Annotated in this window: 13 protein-coding genes; 6 read left to right on the forward strand and 7 right to left on the reverse strand. The window is 62.9% G+C overall.

The window, feature by feature from the left end; all coding sequences use genetic code 11:
• Positions 1–837 (reverse strand): 3-keto-disaccharide hydrolase, encoded by an 837-nt coding sequence (locus ACZ5Y5_RS07580; protein WP_464808047.1) that lies wholly within the window; start codon positions 835–837, stop codon positions 1–3.
• On the reverse strand, positions 834–1,421 hold the full coding sequence (locus tag ACZ5Y5_RS07585) for a TetR/AcrR family transcriptional regulator (protein ID WP_464808048.1): 588 nt from the start codon (positions 1,419–1,421) through the stop codon (positions 834–836). Before ACZ5Y5_RS07585 ends, ACZ5Y5_RS07580 begins: the two co-directional genes overlap by 4 nt.
• A 105-nt stretch (positions 1,422–1,526) precedes the next feature.
• On the opposite strand from ACZ5Y5_RS07585, the gene ACZ5Y5_RS07590 reads away from it, so the two are divergent.
• The 6 genes from ACZ5Y5_RS07590 to ACZ5Y5_RS07615 all read left to right on the forward strand — a co-directional run bounded on the left by ACZ5Y5_RS07590 (position 1,527) and on the right by ACZ5Y5_RS07615 (position 7,729).
• The gene (locus ACZ5Y5_RS07590; protein ID WP_464808049.1) at positions 1,527–2,411 is read left to right on the forward strand and encodes a sugar phosphate isomerase/epimerase family protein; all 885 of its coding nucleotides are present in this window, start codon (positions 1,527–1,529) and stop codon (positions 2,409–2,411) included.
• The gene (locus ACZ5Y5_RS07595) at positions 2,408–3,466 is read left to right on the forward strand and encodes a Gfo/Idh/MocA family protein (protein ID WP_464808050.1); all 1,059 of its coding nucleotides are present in this window, start codon (positions 2,408–2,410) and stop codon (positions 3,464–3,466) included. Before ACZ5Y5_RS07590 ends, ACZ5Y5_RS07595 begins: the two co-directional genes overlap by 4 nt.
• On the forward strand, positions 3,463–4,257 hold the full coding sequence (locus ACZ5Y5_RS07600; protein WP_464808051.1) for a hypothetical protein: 795 nt from the start codon (positions 3,463–3,465) through the stop codon (positions 4,255–4,257). The genes ACZ5Y5_RS07595 and ACZ5Y5_RS07600 overlap by 4 nt, the downstream gene beginning before the upstream one ends.
• Positions 4,258–5,502, forward strand: coding sequence for an MFS transporter (locus ACZ5Y5_RS07605; RefSeq protein ID WP_464808052.1), 1,245 nt, complete (start codon positions 4,258–4,260; stop codon positions 5,500–5,502).
• Positions 5,503–5,845: 343 nt separating this feature from the next.
• On the forward strand, positions 5,846–6,184 hold the full coding sequence (locus ACZ5Y5_RS07610) for a hypothetical protein (protein WP_464808053.1): 339 nt from the start codon (positions 5,846–5,848) through the stop codon (positions 6,182–6,184).
• Between the two features lie 822 nt (positions 6,185–7,006).
• The gene (locus ACZ5Y5_RS07615; protein WP_464808054.1) at positions 7,007–7,729 is read left to right on the forward strand and encodes a phosphatase PAP2 family protein; all 723 of its coding nucleotides are present in this window, start codon (positions 7,007–7,009) and stop codon (positions 7,727–7,729) included.
• Between the two features lie 23 nt (positions 7,730–7,752).
• Here the strand turns inward: ACZ5Y5_RS07615 and ACZ5Y5_RS07620 are convergent, their stop codons facing one another.
• The 5 genes from ACZ5Y5_RS07620 to ACZ5Y5_RS07640 form a co-directional block, all read right to left on the reverse strand.
• Positions 7,753–10,845, reverse strand: coding sequence for an efflux RND transporter permease subunit (locus ACZ5Y5_RS07620; protein ID WP_464808055.1), 3,093 nt, complete (start codon positions 10,843–10,845; stop codon positions 7,753–7,755).
• The gene (locus ACZ5Y5_RS07625; RefSeq protein WP_464808056.1) at positions 10,842–11,861 is read right to left on the reverse strand and encodes an efflux RND transporter periplasmic adaptor subunit; all 1,020 of its coding nucleotides are present in this window, start codon (positions 11,859–11,861) and stop codon (positions 10,842–10,844) included. Before ACZ5Y5_RS07625 ends, ACZ5Y5_RS07620 begins: the two co-directional genes overlap by 4 nt.
• Positions 11,858–13,129: a TolC family protein gene (locus ACZ5Y5_RS07630; protein WP_464808057.1), complete on the reverse strand. Its 1,272-nt coding sequence runs from the start codon at positions 13,127–13,129 to the stop codon at positions 11,858–11,860. The genes ACZ5Y5_RS07625 and ACZ5Y5_RS07630 overlap by 4 nt, the downstream gene beginning before the upstream one ends.
• A 65-nt stretch (positions 13,130–13,194) precedes the next feature.
• Complete coding sequence (locus ACZ5Y5_RS07635; protein WP_464808058.1) at positions 13,195–14,541, reverse strand: sensor histidine kinase; 1,347 nt, start codon at positions 14,539–14,541, stop codon at positions 13,195–13,197.
• Positions 14,538–15,212, reverse strand: a complete 675-nt coding sequence (locus ACZ5Y5_RS07640; protein ID WP_464808059.1) for a response regulator transcription factor — start codon at positions 15,210–15,212, stop codon at positions 14,538–14,540. The genes ACZ5Y5_RS07635 and ACZ5Y5_RS07640 overlap by 4 nt, the downstream gene beginning before the upstream one ends.
• Positions 15,213–15,218 lie beyond the last annotated feature (6 nt).

Raw genomic sequence — 15,218 nt, forward strand, 5'->3', positions numbered from 1 at the left:
TCAGACCTCTCTGATCCTGATATTCCGCCATCGGCAAGCTGCTCCGGGGCCCCAGCGGGCCTGGCCGAAATGGGAATCATGGTCATGCACTTCGAATGCGATATGGCCGCGCTCACCCAATAGCGTGGCGACGGCGGCGGCGTCATAGCCAGGTGATTGCAGCGTGGCGGTGTCCACTTCGCTGATGCGCAGCCCATTCACCCAGGTCGTGATGACGGGCAGCGCGCCGCCTACGCAGCGGACGCGCAACGCGTTCCAATCACCCCACCGCCAGACGTCCAGAAAATCCTCGACTTTCGCGGCGTAGGACAGGCGCGCGATCTTGTCCGGCGTCACTGGCTCCGCGCTGGTCACGGGATCGTCGGCCCTGAGGCCCATCGGTCGGCCCTCACTGTCCAGCACAGCGTCGACCGCGAACGGCACGGCGGAAAAACCGGCCAGGCCATTGCCGTAAAAGCCCCCGATGCCGCCTGATGGACGATGATCTACCAATATCTGGAAACCTTCCCAGCTATCGCGCTGGCGCCGCACCATCACGCCGGTATCGGCGGGCCAGTCGGGGTGCATTTCCAGTTCCAATTCGAAGTCGCCGAATGTTTCTTCAGACAGCAGATAGCCGCCATAGCCCCTCTTTGCCTGACGCCCCACGATCGCGCCGTCCTCGACCGCCCATGTCGCGGGGTAGGACTCCGGATCGGCGGGCGTTTCTATGCCATATTGCGCCATCAACTCTGTGACAGCCGGGCCGCCCGGATTCCACTTGCCATAGACGCGGGGAATGGCCCGCCAACCGTCGAGCGTATGCCCGTCGAACAATGTGCGAAACTCGTCCGTCATTTGCGCCCTTCGCCATGTCCCAGCAGGAGTTCAATTTCGGTTTCCAGCGCTGCCGCCATGTCGATCGATCGATCGACCAGCCAGCGGACCTGCAACCCGTCCGATTGCGCGATCAGCATCATCGCGGCATGATCGGCGTCGATTGCCTTATCTACGCTCCCCGCCGCCTGACGCCTGCGAATTTCATCGCCAATATAGGATTGCAGCACGGCAAAGCGCGCTTGGAAAAACTCATGCGCGGGGTGCGACGCATCAACCGCTTCGGCGGCAAAGGCGGTATAAAGCTGCACCAGCCCCGGCGTGCGCGTGTTACGCCTTACCCCTTCCACCAGCCCGGCAAAGACATCCTTGTCAGCGGTCAATTGCGCCGCATTGCCCTCGTCCCACATGCGCAGCACTTCCTGCAACAGCACCTCGCGCGTCGAAAAATAGTAGATGATGTGCGCGCTATCGATGCCGATGCTTCGCCCAATCTGACTGAGCGATGCGCCACGATATCCCTCGCGGCTGATGACATCGACAGCGGCGCGCAGGATTTCGTCGCGCCTTTCTTGGCCTTTCGCATAGGGTCCGCGCCTCTTCATTGCGTCGCCATAACAGCAGGATGAGTGAAAATATAGTTGTCCTTAATTTTTAGCGTCGCTATAGGTTCGGGCGCAGCGGTTGCAAGCCGCAACGGAGGATGTCCATTGAAACGCGTCGCAATCAACCCGCTCCCCTGGGTGACTGGTCCGATGGGGCCGCACGTCACCGAACAGAATCTGCGCGAAGCTCTGACCGATCTGGTGAAGACCGGCTTCCGCTCGCTCCACACCGACGTTCCGGGGGACATGAGCGTTGCGGACTACAAGTCGATCCTGGACGAATTCGGCTTCACTCCCGCTCCCGGCTATTTTGCTGGAGATTTTCATGTCGCTGCCAAGCAGGCGGCCATTGTCGAACAGGCAAAGGCGCATGCGGGCACGCTGGCCGCACTGGGCGTTGACAGCACGTTCGTTGCCGGCAACATCGACATGACCCGCTTCACCAATCCCGCCGTTGGCGACAACGCATCGGCTGAACGGACCAAGCGAATAGCAGAAACGCTGGCTCTTGTGGCTGATGCCGGCTTTTTAGAAGGCGTCCGCTTTGCCCTTCATCCGCATATCGCGATGATTGTCGAGACTGAGGAGGAAACGCGCGGCGTGCTTGACATGACCGCCGGCTCTCACCTCGGCTTTGGACCTGATACCGGCCACTTGTTCTGGGCCGGAATGGTGCCGGAAAGAATGATCGCAGACTATGCCGATCGTCTGGTGGCGGTGCATCTGAAGGATGTGGATCCCAGCGGGTTCCGCCAGACGCTACGCTACGAAGATGATTATATGGCGGCAATCGGCACCCGGCATATCTGGAGCGAGCCCGGTCGGGGCATCATCAATTTTGACGCCGTGTTCGATGCGCTGCCCGCTGGTTTCGACGGATGGTTTGTGGTGGAGGTCGATATACCGAACCTGCCCACGCCGCTGGAAAGCACCCACGCATCCTATGAATTTCTCGCTTCCCATCCCTATTTCGCTGGAGCCAGGGCATGAACATGGTCAAGCCCTTGGGCGTCGGCTTTGCAGGTGCGGGGCCGGTTACGCAGGCGATCCACCTGCCAACGCTCGCCCATCTTCCGGATCTGTTCACGCCCGCTTGCGTGATGGACGTAAATGGCGATCTGGCCGCCGCAGTCGCGGCCAGTGCCGGCGCGCGTTCCGCCACGTCGCTCGAAGCGATGCTCGCCGACCCGGCGGTGGATGTCGTCGCTGTGTGCAGCCCGCAACAATGCCACGCCGATCAGGTGATCGCCGCCTTGCGCGCAGGCAAGAAAGCCGTTCTGTGCGAAAAGCCGCTGGCGAACAGCGCCGATGAAGCGCGGGCGATCGCGGAAGTATCGGCGGAAACCGGCATCCCGGTGATCCTGGGCGCCATGCATGTGTTCGATCCCGCCTGGATCGCGGTGAAGGAAATGCTGGGCGATCTTTCGCCCCACGCACGCAGCATCCGGTCCAGCATCGTGCTGCCGCTTAATGACCGGTTTGAAAACTGGGCGACTGAGGTGACCGGGCGGCCCGAAATGGCCTTTCCCATGCCCGGTGAAATGACGCCGGACGTGATCCGCCAGATGTTCCACACCCTGATCCTTGGTCTGGCGGTGCATGATCTGCCGCTGGTCCGGACTTTCCTGCCGGATTGGCGCGACCTTGAAATCTGGTCGGCCCGCCAGCTTGCACCTTTCGGTTATCTCATCGCCGGTCATGCGGGCGGTCGCGCGGTCCAGCTTGCCGGGACGATGCACGGCCATGGCGAAGCCTATTGGGATTTGGAGGTCGTCACCGACACGGACCTGCTGCGCATCCGCTTCACGCCATCCTATGTCCATGGCGGTTCGGCGGTCGCGACAATCACCGATGCCTCAGGCGACGTCCGCCAGATTGGCCCCTTCGACCGCAATGGCTACGTCGAAGAATGGCGGGCGCTTCATGCGGCCGCGCATCGCGACCAAGGCGCTGTGCCTTCGCTGGCCACGGTCGCAGAGGATTTCGATTTCGTGATCGATGTCGCCAAGAAAGCCAGCGCGAGCGCGATCGGAGAGCTGTCATGACCCTTTCACTGACCATCGCCGCCGAAGCGCCCGGCCTTGCACAAAGGCTCGGCAAGACGCTCGCTACCCTTCCCATGTCTTATCGGGCGTCAGATAACAGCGCTTCCGCTTCGGTCATGTTCATTGCTGGTAACGGCGACTGGGCGGCGCGCGCGACGGCGGCGATCGACGCAGGCGCATGCGGCGTCATCATCGCCGATCCCGGCATTACCGACGCAGACGCGATCCTGAAACTCGCTGATCGGACCGAGCAAGCCGGCGCGGTCGTGGAACTGGCGGAACGCTATGCGGGCGATCCGACGCTGCTGCGCCACCGTGCCGACCTGATCGAGCATCTGGCCGCGACATCGACCATCCTGATTAGTCAGGTGTGCGACTTCGCCACACCCGCCGATGCCGCGCTCGACATGGTGCGCACGGCGCACGCGCTGGGCCAACGGCTAACGCTTACCCATCTGTGGCAGGCATCCCATGCCGTAGTCGTGCGCGGCACGGCGGGCGAAAAGCTTTTCGAAGGCATGGCGACGATCGGCAGCGGCGGCGCGGGCCAGCGGATCGACGCGCTTGGCTTTGGTCGCACGCTGCGGCTGGCGCTGCGGGGCGATGGATCGGCCAGTCCCTCGGACCTCCGGATCGCCAACGCAAAGGGCGAACGGAAGCTGTCACTAGTCTATGAAAGCGTGGAGCGCGCAGCGTTGTTGCGGGCGCATGCCGCGCTCAACGGCGGTCAATCGACCAGCCAGCCCCTGCGTCAGTTCGCGGCCGACGTCGCCATGATCCAGGCTCTCTGAATGGCGACCACGGCCGACGGTCGCGCAAGCGGTGCATTCATCGCGGCCTATTGGATCGCTCAATGCGGCAACTGGCTGGGACTCATCACCCCGGTCACGCTGACGATCGCCATGCGCATCGCGCAAATCGCCGATCCCGCGCACAAGATGAGCCAGCTTGGCATGATCCTTGGCATTGGCGCGCTCGCCTCGATCATCGCGACCCCTGTCTGGGGTTATATTTCCGATCGCACAACCGCGCGCATCGGCCGGCGCAAGCTATGGATGATTGTCGGCGTCGCCGGGGGCGGCGCGGGCCTTTTGTTGATGAGCGCTACAAGCAACATCATGTTGTTCGGCCTGGGATGGGTGATCGCCCAGATCGGCTTCAACGCCAATCAGGCCGCTCTCAACGCCCTGTTGCCGGATCAGGTGCCCGAAGCACAGCGGGGCCGAGTGTCAGGCCTCTTAGGCCTCACCATAATCGTGGGGGTGATGACGGGCACATTCCTCACCCAATTCACGGCGGCCAGCCCCTATCTGCTGTTCATGGCCCCCTGGTTGGGCACGGTCCTCAGCGTCGCGGTGATCCTGCCGATGTTCAAGGACGGGCCCGCCCCCCCCATGGTCAAGGCTTCCGGCGGCTTCCGGCAGTTTCTGGCTTCGTTCAGTATCAACCCGCGCGAACATCCCGGTTTCTACTGGGCATGGATCAGCCGCTTTCTTGTCATCATGGGCATGTCCTATATTCAGGTTTACGCTGTCTATTTCCTGTCGGATCGGCTTCATCAGCCGATGTCGGACGTCCCCCGGCTGATGTTCATCAATGGCAGCATCGGCGCAGCGATCACCATCGCGGTGTCGCCCCTCTCGGGATGGCTGTCTGACAGGATTGGAAGGCGCAAACCTTTCGTCATCATCGCCGCGATGATCGGGGCCGTTGGGCTTCTGACCATCGGCATGGCGCAGACCGTGCTTCAGTTCCTGATGGGGTCGGCCATCGCAGGCGTCGGCATGAGCGTTTATTATGCGGTCGACCTTGCCTTGGTGGCGGCCGTTCTTCCCGACCCGGACAACAGCGCGAAGGATATGGGCATCTTCCAGATCGCCAATACTCTACCGCAATCGCTGGCCCCGCTCATTGCTCCGACCTTCCTGGCGATCGGCACCGTGCAGGGCGGCAATTACCCGGCGGTATTCGTCGCAGCATCCGCACTTGCATTGGTCGGCGCCATGGCGGTTATGCCAATAAAGAAGATTTCTTAGAGAATTGATCCAGGAGGCCAGGCGCATGAATTGGCTGCCCCTGCCCCATATTCATCGCTATAAGATAATGACTTTCTGGTCGACCGCATGCTGCGGCATCTGCTGCCGCTCCTATCTCGCCAAATGGCACGGCATAGCTCAAAGGCGGCTTTGACACGCAGCGAACAGAACCATATTGTTTCTGTATAGCCGGATGGCTTGACGGGACGGCATTCCTAATCTGGTCTCGCATTATCGACCCCAAGAGCTCAGTTCAGGTTCGTCCGGGCCAACCCAAGCATGTCCAAGAGTTGGCTACCCATCGTTTCGTCGCCGTTTTTGGAGAATGGCCGCGAAGCCACCGATGATCTTGCCGAGATGCTCGCCGGCCAACCTGCTGTCGCGCGGCACGCGCTTGGTCTTATCGGCGGTGATCAGCGATCGCTACCGCCTGCACCGTAAGGACCTGCCTGTTTCGCCGGACCTCTCCTTCCCTGGCCGCGCGAAGGTCATATTCGCGCATGGCTGCTTCTGGCATGACAGGACTGTAAGCATGGCGCGCGTCAAGCCAAAACCAATGGTGAATATTGGCGCGCGAAAATCTCCGGCAGTGTGGCCCGGGACGCGCGCGTCGTGCAAGAGCTTGAGCAGCTGGGCTGGAAGGTCGCGATCGTCTGGAAATGTGAGACGGAGGACGAATTAGCGCGTGCCGAGCGACTGCGCGCATTTCAACGAGACGTGATAGGCCGCGTTCAAGGCGATATCGACCCATTTAAGACTCTCAAGAGCCAAATTTTGGTCCCCAGCTGCTGACGGTCTGCTATCCCGGCAGGTGTCGACCAACTCAAGCCGTTCGGCGGCTCCAACATGAACGTCGGACTGCGACAAGGCCGGTCACTCACGCTGCGTCTACGGAGCCGCCTCGTTCAAAGGTATTTCCCAGAACCGTCTCCACGAAATATTGCCATTGAACTGGCACGCTGACGAAGATCGACGCAAAGCCGCCTGATCCGCGGCAGCGCTCATCCTGAACTTCGTCTCGAAATACATTCGAGTTGAGCACACGTCCGAGCGTCGGGTGCAGCCAGGGCGGCGCGCGCCGGCACCGTTGTGCCTGAACGTCTTCGAGCCGCAAGGTACGAGCCGCACACGCAAATGTCAGATTTCACAACGTGCAGCCAGACTCTCTGTCAGCGCACTCGTGCACCATCCAAGAACAGGTCGACTGCATCACTGGCCCATTCTAGCCGTGCGCTACCCTCAAAAATGGTGTTGCCCAAGGCCGCTGCTCGCAGGGGAGAGCCGAGCACCAGATCCTGCAGCATCAGCATCGCCCGACGCGGATCTCCCCTGGGGCGACGGCCACGGCGCAGGCGTCGCGATGGCGATGGCGATGAAATTTTGAAGCAACGGACTTTCTCAACCAAATTCGCCGGGTTTCAGAGGCCTCGCAGTGCCGGGACAGGCACCCTCTTGCTTGGAAAGGCGTTTCATCCACCCCAGCCTGTAGCGGAGCGTGTCCGTCATGCCGTTTGCCCACTTCCGTCCCTTCAGCGGACATCGGATCGACAGTCGCATCCTGATTGTTTTTCTGGTCGTCGTGATCTGTGGCTTCGCGTTCCTTAAACTGGGTTCAGAGATTATGGAGGGTGACCAGTTCGCCCTGGACAGGCTTATCCTCCTCGTTTTGCGTCATAGAACCGATTTGGCAGTCCCGGTCGGCCCCGCCTGGCTCCAAACAGCCATGATCGATGTCACAGCGATCGGCGGGGTGACGGTACTCACTCTCCTGACCGCCATCATTGCGGGCTATCTGATTGCAGCGCGCCGGAACGGGACAGCATTGTTCCTGCTGTTGGCGATCGCCGGAGGCGCTCTCGCCAGCAGCCTGCTCAAATCCGGCTATGCACGCCCCCGGCCGGATCTGGTGGCGCATCTGGTCGAAGCCCACACCGCGAGTTTCCCGAGCGGTCACGCCATGAACTCCGCGATCACCTACCTAACTTTGGGAGCATTGCTGGCCCGCGCTGAGAAAGACAGGCGGGTTAGAGTCTACATCATCACGGTCGCCATTCTCCTCACGGTGGCGGTCGGCACCTCTCGCGTCTATTTGGGCGTTCACTGGCCGAGCGACGTTCTGGCCGGTTGGTGCGTCGGCGCGTTCTGGGCGGCAACCTGTTCTTTGCTGGCGCGCGCCTTGCAGCGCAATCGTAAGATCGAGGCTCCACAAAGTGCAGCCGCCGAATGAACTTAGATCCTTGGCGTAAGCGTTTACGGCAGCCTCGCACTCTTCTCGTGACCGGAGAACAGCAGCAGGGCAGCGGGAAGGAACAGCAACACGAGCGGCACCGCGGCTGTAAGACCGAAAATGATCGCGGTCGCGAGTGGCTGCTGCAGCCCGGCACCCCGGCTGAAGCCAAGCGCCAGCGGGCTGAGCGTGAGAATGGCGATCAATGCCGACATAAGGATCGGTCGCAACCGCTTGCTGCCGGCGGCGCGCAGCGACTCCTCTTCAGCCGCTCTGGCCGGGTCGAGCTCAGCTAGATAGAAGATGACCAGTTCCGTCACCATGCCGACAACCATCGTCAGGCCCATCAGCGCGGAAATGTTGAGCTCGATCCCGGTGATCCAGAGTCCGACCAGGACGGCTGCGGCCGACAAGAGGACCGTCAAGACGGCGGCAAGGGTCCAGGCGATCCGTTCAAACAAGATGGTCAGCAGCAGTGCCGTCAGCAGCAATGCAGAGGCGAATACCATGCTGAGGTCAGCAAAGCTCTTCTGCTGCTCAGCGTAAAGGCCACCATAGTCGACGCGGATGCCGCTTGGCAGATGCAGCTCGGCGACGGTCTTGCGGACATCGTGCATTCCGGACCCGAGATCGCGTCCTTCGAGGCGAGCAGTGACTGCAACGAACGGAGCCAGATCCTCGCGGGTTAGCTGCTGCTGGCCTGCCTGCACCATCACATCGGCGACCTGCCCCACCGTGAGGCCATGGCCATCCGCCGCGACCAGCGGCAGCTGCGCAATCTGCGCCGCGCGTTGGCGCAAGTCTGCTGGCGCCCGCACCCGGATCGGGACCAACTGCTCTCCTGCGCGCATCCTGGTCGCTTCGGTCCCACCGATCAGTCCCTCAATCTGCGATGCGAAGGCGTCGGCATCCAGGCCCTGCTGTGCGAGCGCGCCAGGGCGCACGTGGATGTCGATAGCGTCGCCAGCGACACGCAGGCCGTTTACGACCTCGACCACCCCGGATATCTGGCCGATCGCGTCGCCGACCTGCTGTGCTGCCTTATTGAGGGCGACAGGATCATCGCCGAACAGTTTCACTTCTATCGGCTGCGGCACCGCGGTGAGATCGCCGATCAGGTCCTCCATCAGCTGGATTGTCTCGATCTGGAGGCCCGGAACCTCTTGCTCGATCCGCGTCCGAATGTCCGTCATCACCTCCTCGATCGGGCGGCGCGACCCGCCTTTCAGACGGATGAAGTAATCGCCTTCATCCGCTTCGGTAAGGCCGCCTCCGAGCTGAACTCCGGTTCGCCGCGAATAGCTGGCGACTTCAGGGGTCGCCGTGATGATCTGCTCCGCCTGTCGCAGGATGTGATCGGTATCCGTCAGGGCGGCGCCGGGCTGGGCTTTATAGTCGAGGACGAAACCGCCTTCGTCCATGGCCGGCATGAACCCCGACGGCACATTGGTCCAAGCGAGATAGCCAAGACCGGCGGTCGCGACCGTGGTGACGATTACGAACAGTCCTGGCCTGCCAAGCATGCGCCGCTCTGCCCATTCGTGACCACGCTGCAGTCTGTGCATCAGCCGATCGGCCTTAGCTGCCGATTGCACATCCTTGTCGCGCAGCCATGAAGCCGCGAGGAGCGGAATGACAAAGCGCGCATAGAGCAGGGACAGAAGCAGTGCCGCTGCCATGGTGAGTGCAAGCGCCTTAAAGAAGCCACCCGTAACGCCGCTGACGAACGCAAGCGGCAGGAAAATGATGATCGTGGCAAGGCTCGAACCATATAGCGGCTTGCCCATTTCGGCGGCCGCCGCGAGGAGACTGTCGCGGTCCTTCGCCGCCCCCTCCTGCATGCGCCGCATCATGTGCTCAAGCATCACGACGGCGTCATCGACGACCAAGCCGACCGCAGCGGCCATGCCGCCCAGTGTCATCATGTTGAACCCCATGTGGAGCGCCAGCAATATGAGGCAGGTGGCGGCGAGAACGGCCGGCAAGGCAACACCGGTGATCACCATCAACCGGAACGAGCGCAGGAACAAGAACAGCACCAGCCCTGCAAGAAAAGCCCCCAACAGGATGGCGTCGCGCACGGCGTTGGCTGCACCCGTCACGAGTTCCGATTGGTCATAGAAGGGCGTGACTGAGACAGTTGGTGGCAATTGTATCTGCTTCAGGCGCGCGTTGACTGCGGTCACAATAGCGACGCTGTCTCCGGTCAGAGACTGGCGGATGTTGATCAGCACCGCATCGCGTCCGCCTGAAGTGACGCGAGTGAAGTTCGGTGCGGTCGCCGGGTAGATCGAGGCGATCTGGCCAAGCGTTACCACAGAGGCCGACGGCGGAGGGGCCGGTTGGCCTGGCAGCGGATTTGGGGCAGTGGGGGATGCTGTTGCCGCCTTGACCGGCAGTCGACCGATATCGTCGATGGACGTCGCCCGGTTTTCGACCAGCACAAGGTAGAGGCGATGCCGGTCCTCGATCCGTCCAACGCCGCGGATCATGCTTGCGCGCCCGATTGCCGCGGCGACATCGGCCAGGCTGATGCCAAGCGCCTGCAGCCGCCCGGGGTCGATGTCGACCGCAATCTCCCTGGGCGCGCTGCCGATCACATCAACGCCAGCGACGCCTTGCACCGATGTGAGCGCAGGACGAATCTGCAATTCGGCAATCTGCCGAAGTGCGGCCGGATCAAGGCTGGGCGAAGTGAGCGCTAGCCCGAGCACCGGAAAGATGGTCGGGTCGGACCGGCGGACGCTGAAGCGCGTACCCTGCGGCAGGTCTGGGAGCGTGGTCGCCAACGCTCCCTGTGTGGCGAGTGTCGCCGCCACCATGTCCTCGCCCCAAGCGAAATTCACTCCGACCTCGGCCGACCCCCGGCTCGTGGTGGAACGGAGGCGAGTGACGCCAGGCACCTCGCGTAGCGCAATCTCGACAGGTCGGGTGATTTCGGCGGCCATCTGGGCAGGCTCGCGGTCGCCCGCTTCGATAGAGACCAGCACGCGGGGATAGTCGATGTGCGGAAACAGGCTGACCGGCAGTTTTAGCCCGGCGATGATGCCGGCGAGCGCGAGCAGAATCGCGGCGAGCGCGATCGCGCGTGAATGGGCGCTCAGGGTCCGAATCATTTCGTGCGGACTTTCATACCGTCCGCGAGCGCTGTGCCGCCCTCGATCACGACCGCCTCGCCAGGCTTCAGACCGCTCATGATTTCGACGTGCTGGCCGTCGCTCGCGCCGGTCGTCACATCACGCCGGTGCGCGCTGCCGCCCGTTACGACGAATATGTAGGGCTGACCTGCATCATCAAGCAACGCGGCATACGGGATGGTCGGCGCGCTGCCGCCTGCGGCCAACGACAGGTCCCCGGAGAGAGGCTGACCCGAGCCGACGGAGGCTGCCACCGGAACCCGCACAAATAGCGAGGCGAGACGCGTCTGCGCATCGACCGTCGGATCGATTGCCACTATTGGCGCGGTGAAGCCGGAGCCGCCCTCCGAAGGCATGATGCGGATCGATGCCCCGGCGGGAATCTGGCGCGCCAGGGTGGGTTCGATGCCGAAGCGGGCCCGCAGATCACCTGCGGCATTGATCGTCGCTACTGCTGTACCAGCCGGCACCATGCTGCCCAGTGCGGCGGAAATCGTCTGGACATGGCCGGCGATGGGAGCCCTGAGGGCGAGCGCGCCGGCGCGGGCAGCAAGGCTCGCGCGGGTGGCGCGGGCGGATTCTGCGGCCGCGCGCGCCGCTTCCACCTCGGCGTTGCTCATCAGTCCATCAGCACGAAGCCTTTGAGCGCGCGCATAGGACTGCTCGGCCGCGCGCGCATCGCTCGCCGCTTTGACGAAATCAAGCCGCGCCGTCGGGCTCGGGGCGAGACGGACAACCAATTGCCCGCGCGACACGGCGCTGCCGGCGGGCGCTGCGATGGCGGCAACGATCGCTTCCTCTGGTGCGGTCAGGATCGCGTTGCCAGCAGCTCCGGCCTCCGCTGTACCATAGAGCCGCGTTGTCGCCTGCACCTTCGCCCGTTCAGCCTTGGCGAGCTTGACCAGGGCAACCGGCTCGGCCGACGACTCTTCGGACCCTTGCCCACCCGAACAGGCGGCGAGCGCCAGCGCAGCCACGCAGAAACCTCTTTTCATTGTGTCCATGTCTCCTGCGGCGTGCCGGTCAGCAGTTCTAGCGCGATGGTCTGTTCAGCAATGTCTCGCTCGGCCTGAGCGAGCTGCAGCTCTTTGTCGCGAAGCGCCTGTTCGGCCGTGGCGGCGGTCGCCATTGAAAGATCGCCCCGCTCTGCGGCGCGCACGCTCGCGTGGGCGTAGCGTCGAACTGCGGGCAGCGACGCAAGTACGGCTTCGCGCTGGCGGCGCGCAAGGGTGACGCCGCCAGCGCTAGCGGCGATCTCGGCGCGTGTCTGGAAAAGGCGCGCTTCATATTCTGTCTTGAGCGCGGCGCGGGTTGCGCGTTCGACCGCGATCCCGCCGCGATTGCGATTCCACAAGGGAAGCGTGAATGACACTGCCGGGCCGAGCGTGACGTTGCCGGCGGTGTCGCGGCCGGCATTGACGGTAAGGTCAAGCGTCGGGAACTGGGCGAGCACAGCCTTGTGGACAGCTGCCTCTTGTGCCGCATAGCCCGCTCGCAGCGCCTGCAGGTCGGTCCGACGTTGCTGGGCGATCTCGAACAGAACGCCAGCCTCCGGCAGGCCCGGCGGAAGCGGCGCTGAAACGAGTTGCAGGGCTCGATCAGGCGGAAAACCGATCAGCTTGGCGAGTTCAAACCTCGCCGCGCTTAGTTCCTTCTCATCATTGCGTAGCCGCTCGGCGGCATCGAACGCAGCGAGTCGAGCGCCCTGCACCTGTTCGCCGCCAATGTCGCCGCGCCCAGCGGCGCGGAGCATGCGGTCGAACATGGCCTGGGTAGAATCACGGCTCGCCTGATCAATGGCTAGCTGGCGCTCCAGCGACACGATCCGTGCGCCCTGGAGCCGCGCTTGCCCCGAGGTCTGCCATTCGCTCCAGGCGAGATCGAGCCGGACCTTGCGCGCCTCTGCCCGGGCTTGCTGCCGCGTGACGGCGCGCGTGCGAAGCGCATTAATGTCGAAACCCAAGCTTGAGGCGATGCCCAGCATGGTGTCGGGACCGCTCAGCACCTTATCTGCCCCGATGCTGAAACTGGGGTCCGGCAGAAGGCCGGCGGCGAAGGCCTGCGCATCGGCTACACCGGCCCGGTCGCGCAATGCCTTAAGATCAGGATTATTGACTACCGCGAGCGCTGCAAGACCTTCAGGCGTTAACGGCGCCGAGAGATCAACGCGGGCTGGTTTCAGCCATGGCCTCTCAATCGCGCTCGCGGCGGGCTCCAGCACGGCGGCTACCGGGCTCGCAAGGAGGGCAGGATTGTCCGGCAAAGGGGAAGGCGCATAGGTTGCACATCCCGCCAGAAGCGTTGTGAAAACGAGAGTGGGGAGGACCCTCAAGACAGGATCCTTTCGGGGAAGATCAGAGTCGCGATCAGACCTGGGCGGGCATTATCGAGTGAGAGGCAGGCCCCATGTGCTTCAGCAATGGCGCACACCAGACTGAGGCCGAGGCCATGTCCCGGCGTTGCGCGTGCAGGTTCGAGCCGAACGAAGCGTTGCTGCACGCGTGCCAAGTCAGCTTCTGGGATTCCTGGGCCATTATCCCTCACTTCCAGTGCCACGCCGCCTTTCTTGCGCCGCACGCCAAGCTTTACGCGGGACCCGGGTGGCGTATGGCGGAGCGCGTTTTCGACAAGGTTGATAATGGCCTGAGCAAGTAGTTCTCTGTCGCCCGTAACGATCTGGCCGCGATCGATGGCCGTGTCCAGATAACGTCCACCATCGCTCGCAAGAAGAGACAGGGTTTCGCTTAGATCGGTGGCGAGCGTTGAAAGATCGACCGGCGCGAAGGCTTTTCTGAGGTTGCCTTCCTCGACTTCCGAGATCCGCAGGATCGCATTGAAGAGGGCCAGCACATCGTCGGCCCGGTCCACTGCCGCGTCCACCTGCTCAGCCCCTCCGGCGCTGCCATCCTGCCGCAGCAGTTCGAGCTGGTTGCGCAGCGCCGTCAGCGGGGTACGCAGATCATGGGCGAGGTCGGCGCTCACTTGCCTCAGGTTGGCGACCAGCGCCGCAATGCGGTCGAGCATGGCGTTGAGCGAAGCTGCGACGCGATCGAACTCATCGCCCGCCGGCCCTTCTATTGCGCGCTGAGCCATGTCGCCGGTCATGATCGCCACGGCCGTGGTCTCGATATTGCCCAGGCGACGCCGCAGATAGCGCGAGAGTAGCAGTGCGCCCATTAGCCCGACGAGCAGGATCACGATCAGGGCTCCGGCGAAGAGGCCCAAGATGATACTGTCGATGGACTCGAGTGATTCCAGATCGGCGGCGACGACCAAGCGATAGCCCCCTGCCAGCGCCGTTGTCTTTGCGCGCGCGGGATCGGGCCCTTCAAGCGGATCGAGGAAAACAATCCGCCGCCAACCTGTTGGCGGCATCTTAGTGTCAAGGTTGCCGGCGACGCGATGGCCGTCCGGATCGAACAGCGCGGTACCGAGCGCGATAGGACCGGGTCCGTGCTGCGCAATGAGAGCCTCCGAAATGCCTCTGACGCCGTCGTCGCGATATTCGGCGAGCAGGGCTGTCGTCGCTTGCTCGATGCTGCTGTCAATCTGGCGCGCAAATGCCGCATGTGTTGCCCAATAAACTGCCGACCCGAGCAGCAGCATCGCAGCGGCATAAGCAAGGAAGGCGACCAACGCTATGCGCCGGGCTGCGCTGCGGGGCAGCAACCTCATGACGCTCGCATCCGGTAACCAACACCGCGCACGGTTTCGATCGCGTCCTGCGCAAAGCCCTCATTGAGCTTGGCTCGCAGGCGACTCATGTGCGTCTCGACGATCTTGGTTTGCGGATCGAAATGGAAGTCCCAGACCCGTTCAAGCAGCATGGTCCGCGTAACGAACTCGCCGGCGTGGCGCATCAGTTCCTCGAGCAAACGGTACTCGCGCGGCTGGAGAAGGATGCACTTTCCCGCGCGCCGCACCTCGCGCGTCAGCAAGTCCATCTCGATGCCGTTGGTGTAAAGTTTCGTCGTCACAGCCGCCGGCGCCAGCCTCCGCCCCAGCGCCTGGATCCGAGCAGCAAGTTCGCTAAAGGCGAAGGGCTTTATTAGATAATCGTCGGCGCCCGCCTGAAGGCCGACAACCCGGTCCTCGATTCTTCCCAACGCGGTCAGCATGAGGACAGGAGCCGTTACGCCCCCCGCCCGCAGCCGCTTAAGCACGCTCAAGCCATCCATCTTCGGCAACATGCGGTCGAGAATGATGACGTCGAGCGTTTCGGTCAGTCCATGGTGAAGCGCATCCTCCCCGTTGTTGGCAGCGATGATGTTGTGCCCCAGTTCGCCCAAGCCCCGCTCGACGAACCGCAGCGTATCCTCCTCATCTTCTGCCACCAGGATGCGCATCCCGAA

The organism is Sphingobium sp. TomTYG65 (assembly GCF_055395525.1).

Excerpts from the sequence above, each read along its gene's own strand:
- ACZ5Y5_RS07600 (WP_464808051.1), top strand. The coding sequence starts at position 3,463 with ATGACCCTTTCACTGACCATCGCCGCCGAAGCGCCCGGCCTTGCACAA.
- ACZ5Y5_RS07580 (WP_464808047.1), bottom strand. The coding sequence starts at position 837 with ATGACGGACGAGTTTCGCACATTGTTCGACGGGCATACGCTCGACGGT.
- ACZ5Y5_RS07595 (WP_464808050.1), top strand. The coding sequence starts at position 2,408 with ATGAACATGGTCAAGCCCTTGGGCGTCGGCTTTGCAGGTGCGGGGCCG.
- ACZ5Y5_RS07635 (WP_464808058.1), bottom strand. The coding sequence starts at position 14,541 with ATGAGGTTGCTGCCCCGCAGCGCAGCCCGGCGCATAGCGTTGGTCGCC.
- ACZ5Y5_RS07620 (WP_464808055.1), bottom strand. The coding sequence starts at position 10,845 with ATGATTCGGACCCTGAGCGCCCATTCACGCGCGATCGCGCTCGCCGCG.
- ACZ5Y5_RS07615 (WP_464808054.1), top strand. The coding sequence starts at position 7,007 with ATGCCGTTTGCCCACTTCCGTCCCTTCAGCGGACATCGGATCGACAGT.
- ACZ5Y5_RS07625 (WP_464808056.1), bottom strand. The coding sequence starts at position 11,861 with ATGAAAAGAGGTTTCTGCGTGGCTGCGCTGGCGCTCGCCGCCTGTTCG.
- ACZ5Y5_RS07585 (WP_464808048.1), bottom strand. The coding sequence starts at position 1,421 with ATGAAGAGGCGCGGACCCTATGCGAAAGGCCAAGAAAGGCGCGACGAA.
- ACZ5Y5_RS07640 (WP_464808059.1), bottom strand. The coding sequence starts at position 15,212 with ATGCGCATCCTGGTGGCAGAAGATGAGGAGGATACGCTGCGGTTCGTC.
- ACZ5Y5_RS07610 (WP_464808053.1), top strand. The coding sequence starts at position 5,846 with ATGATCTTGCCGAGATGCTCGCCGGCCAACCTGCTGTCGCGCGGCACG.
- ACZ5Y5_RS07605 (WP_464808052.1), top strand. The coding sequence starts at position 4,258 with ATGGCGACCACGGCCGACGGTCGCGCAAGCGGTGCATTCATCGCGGCC.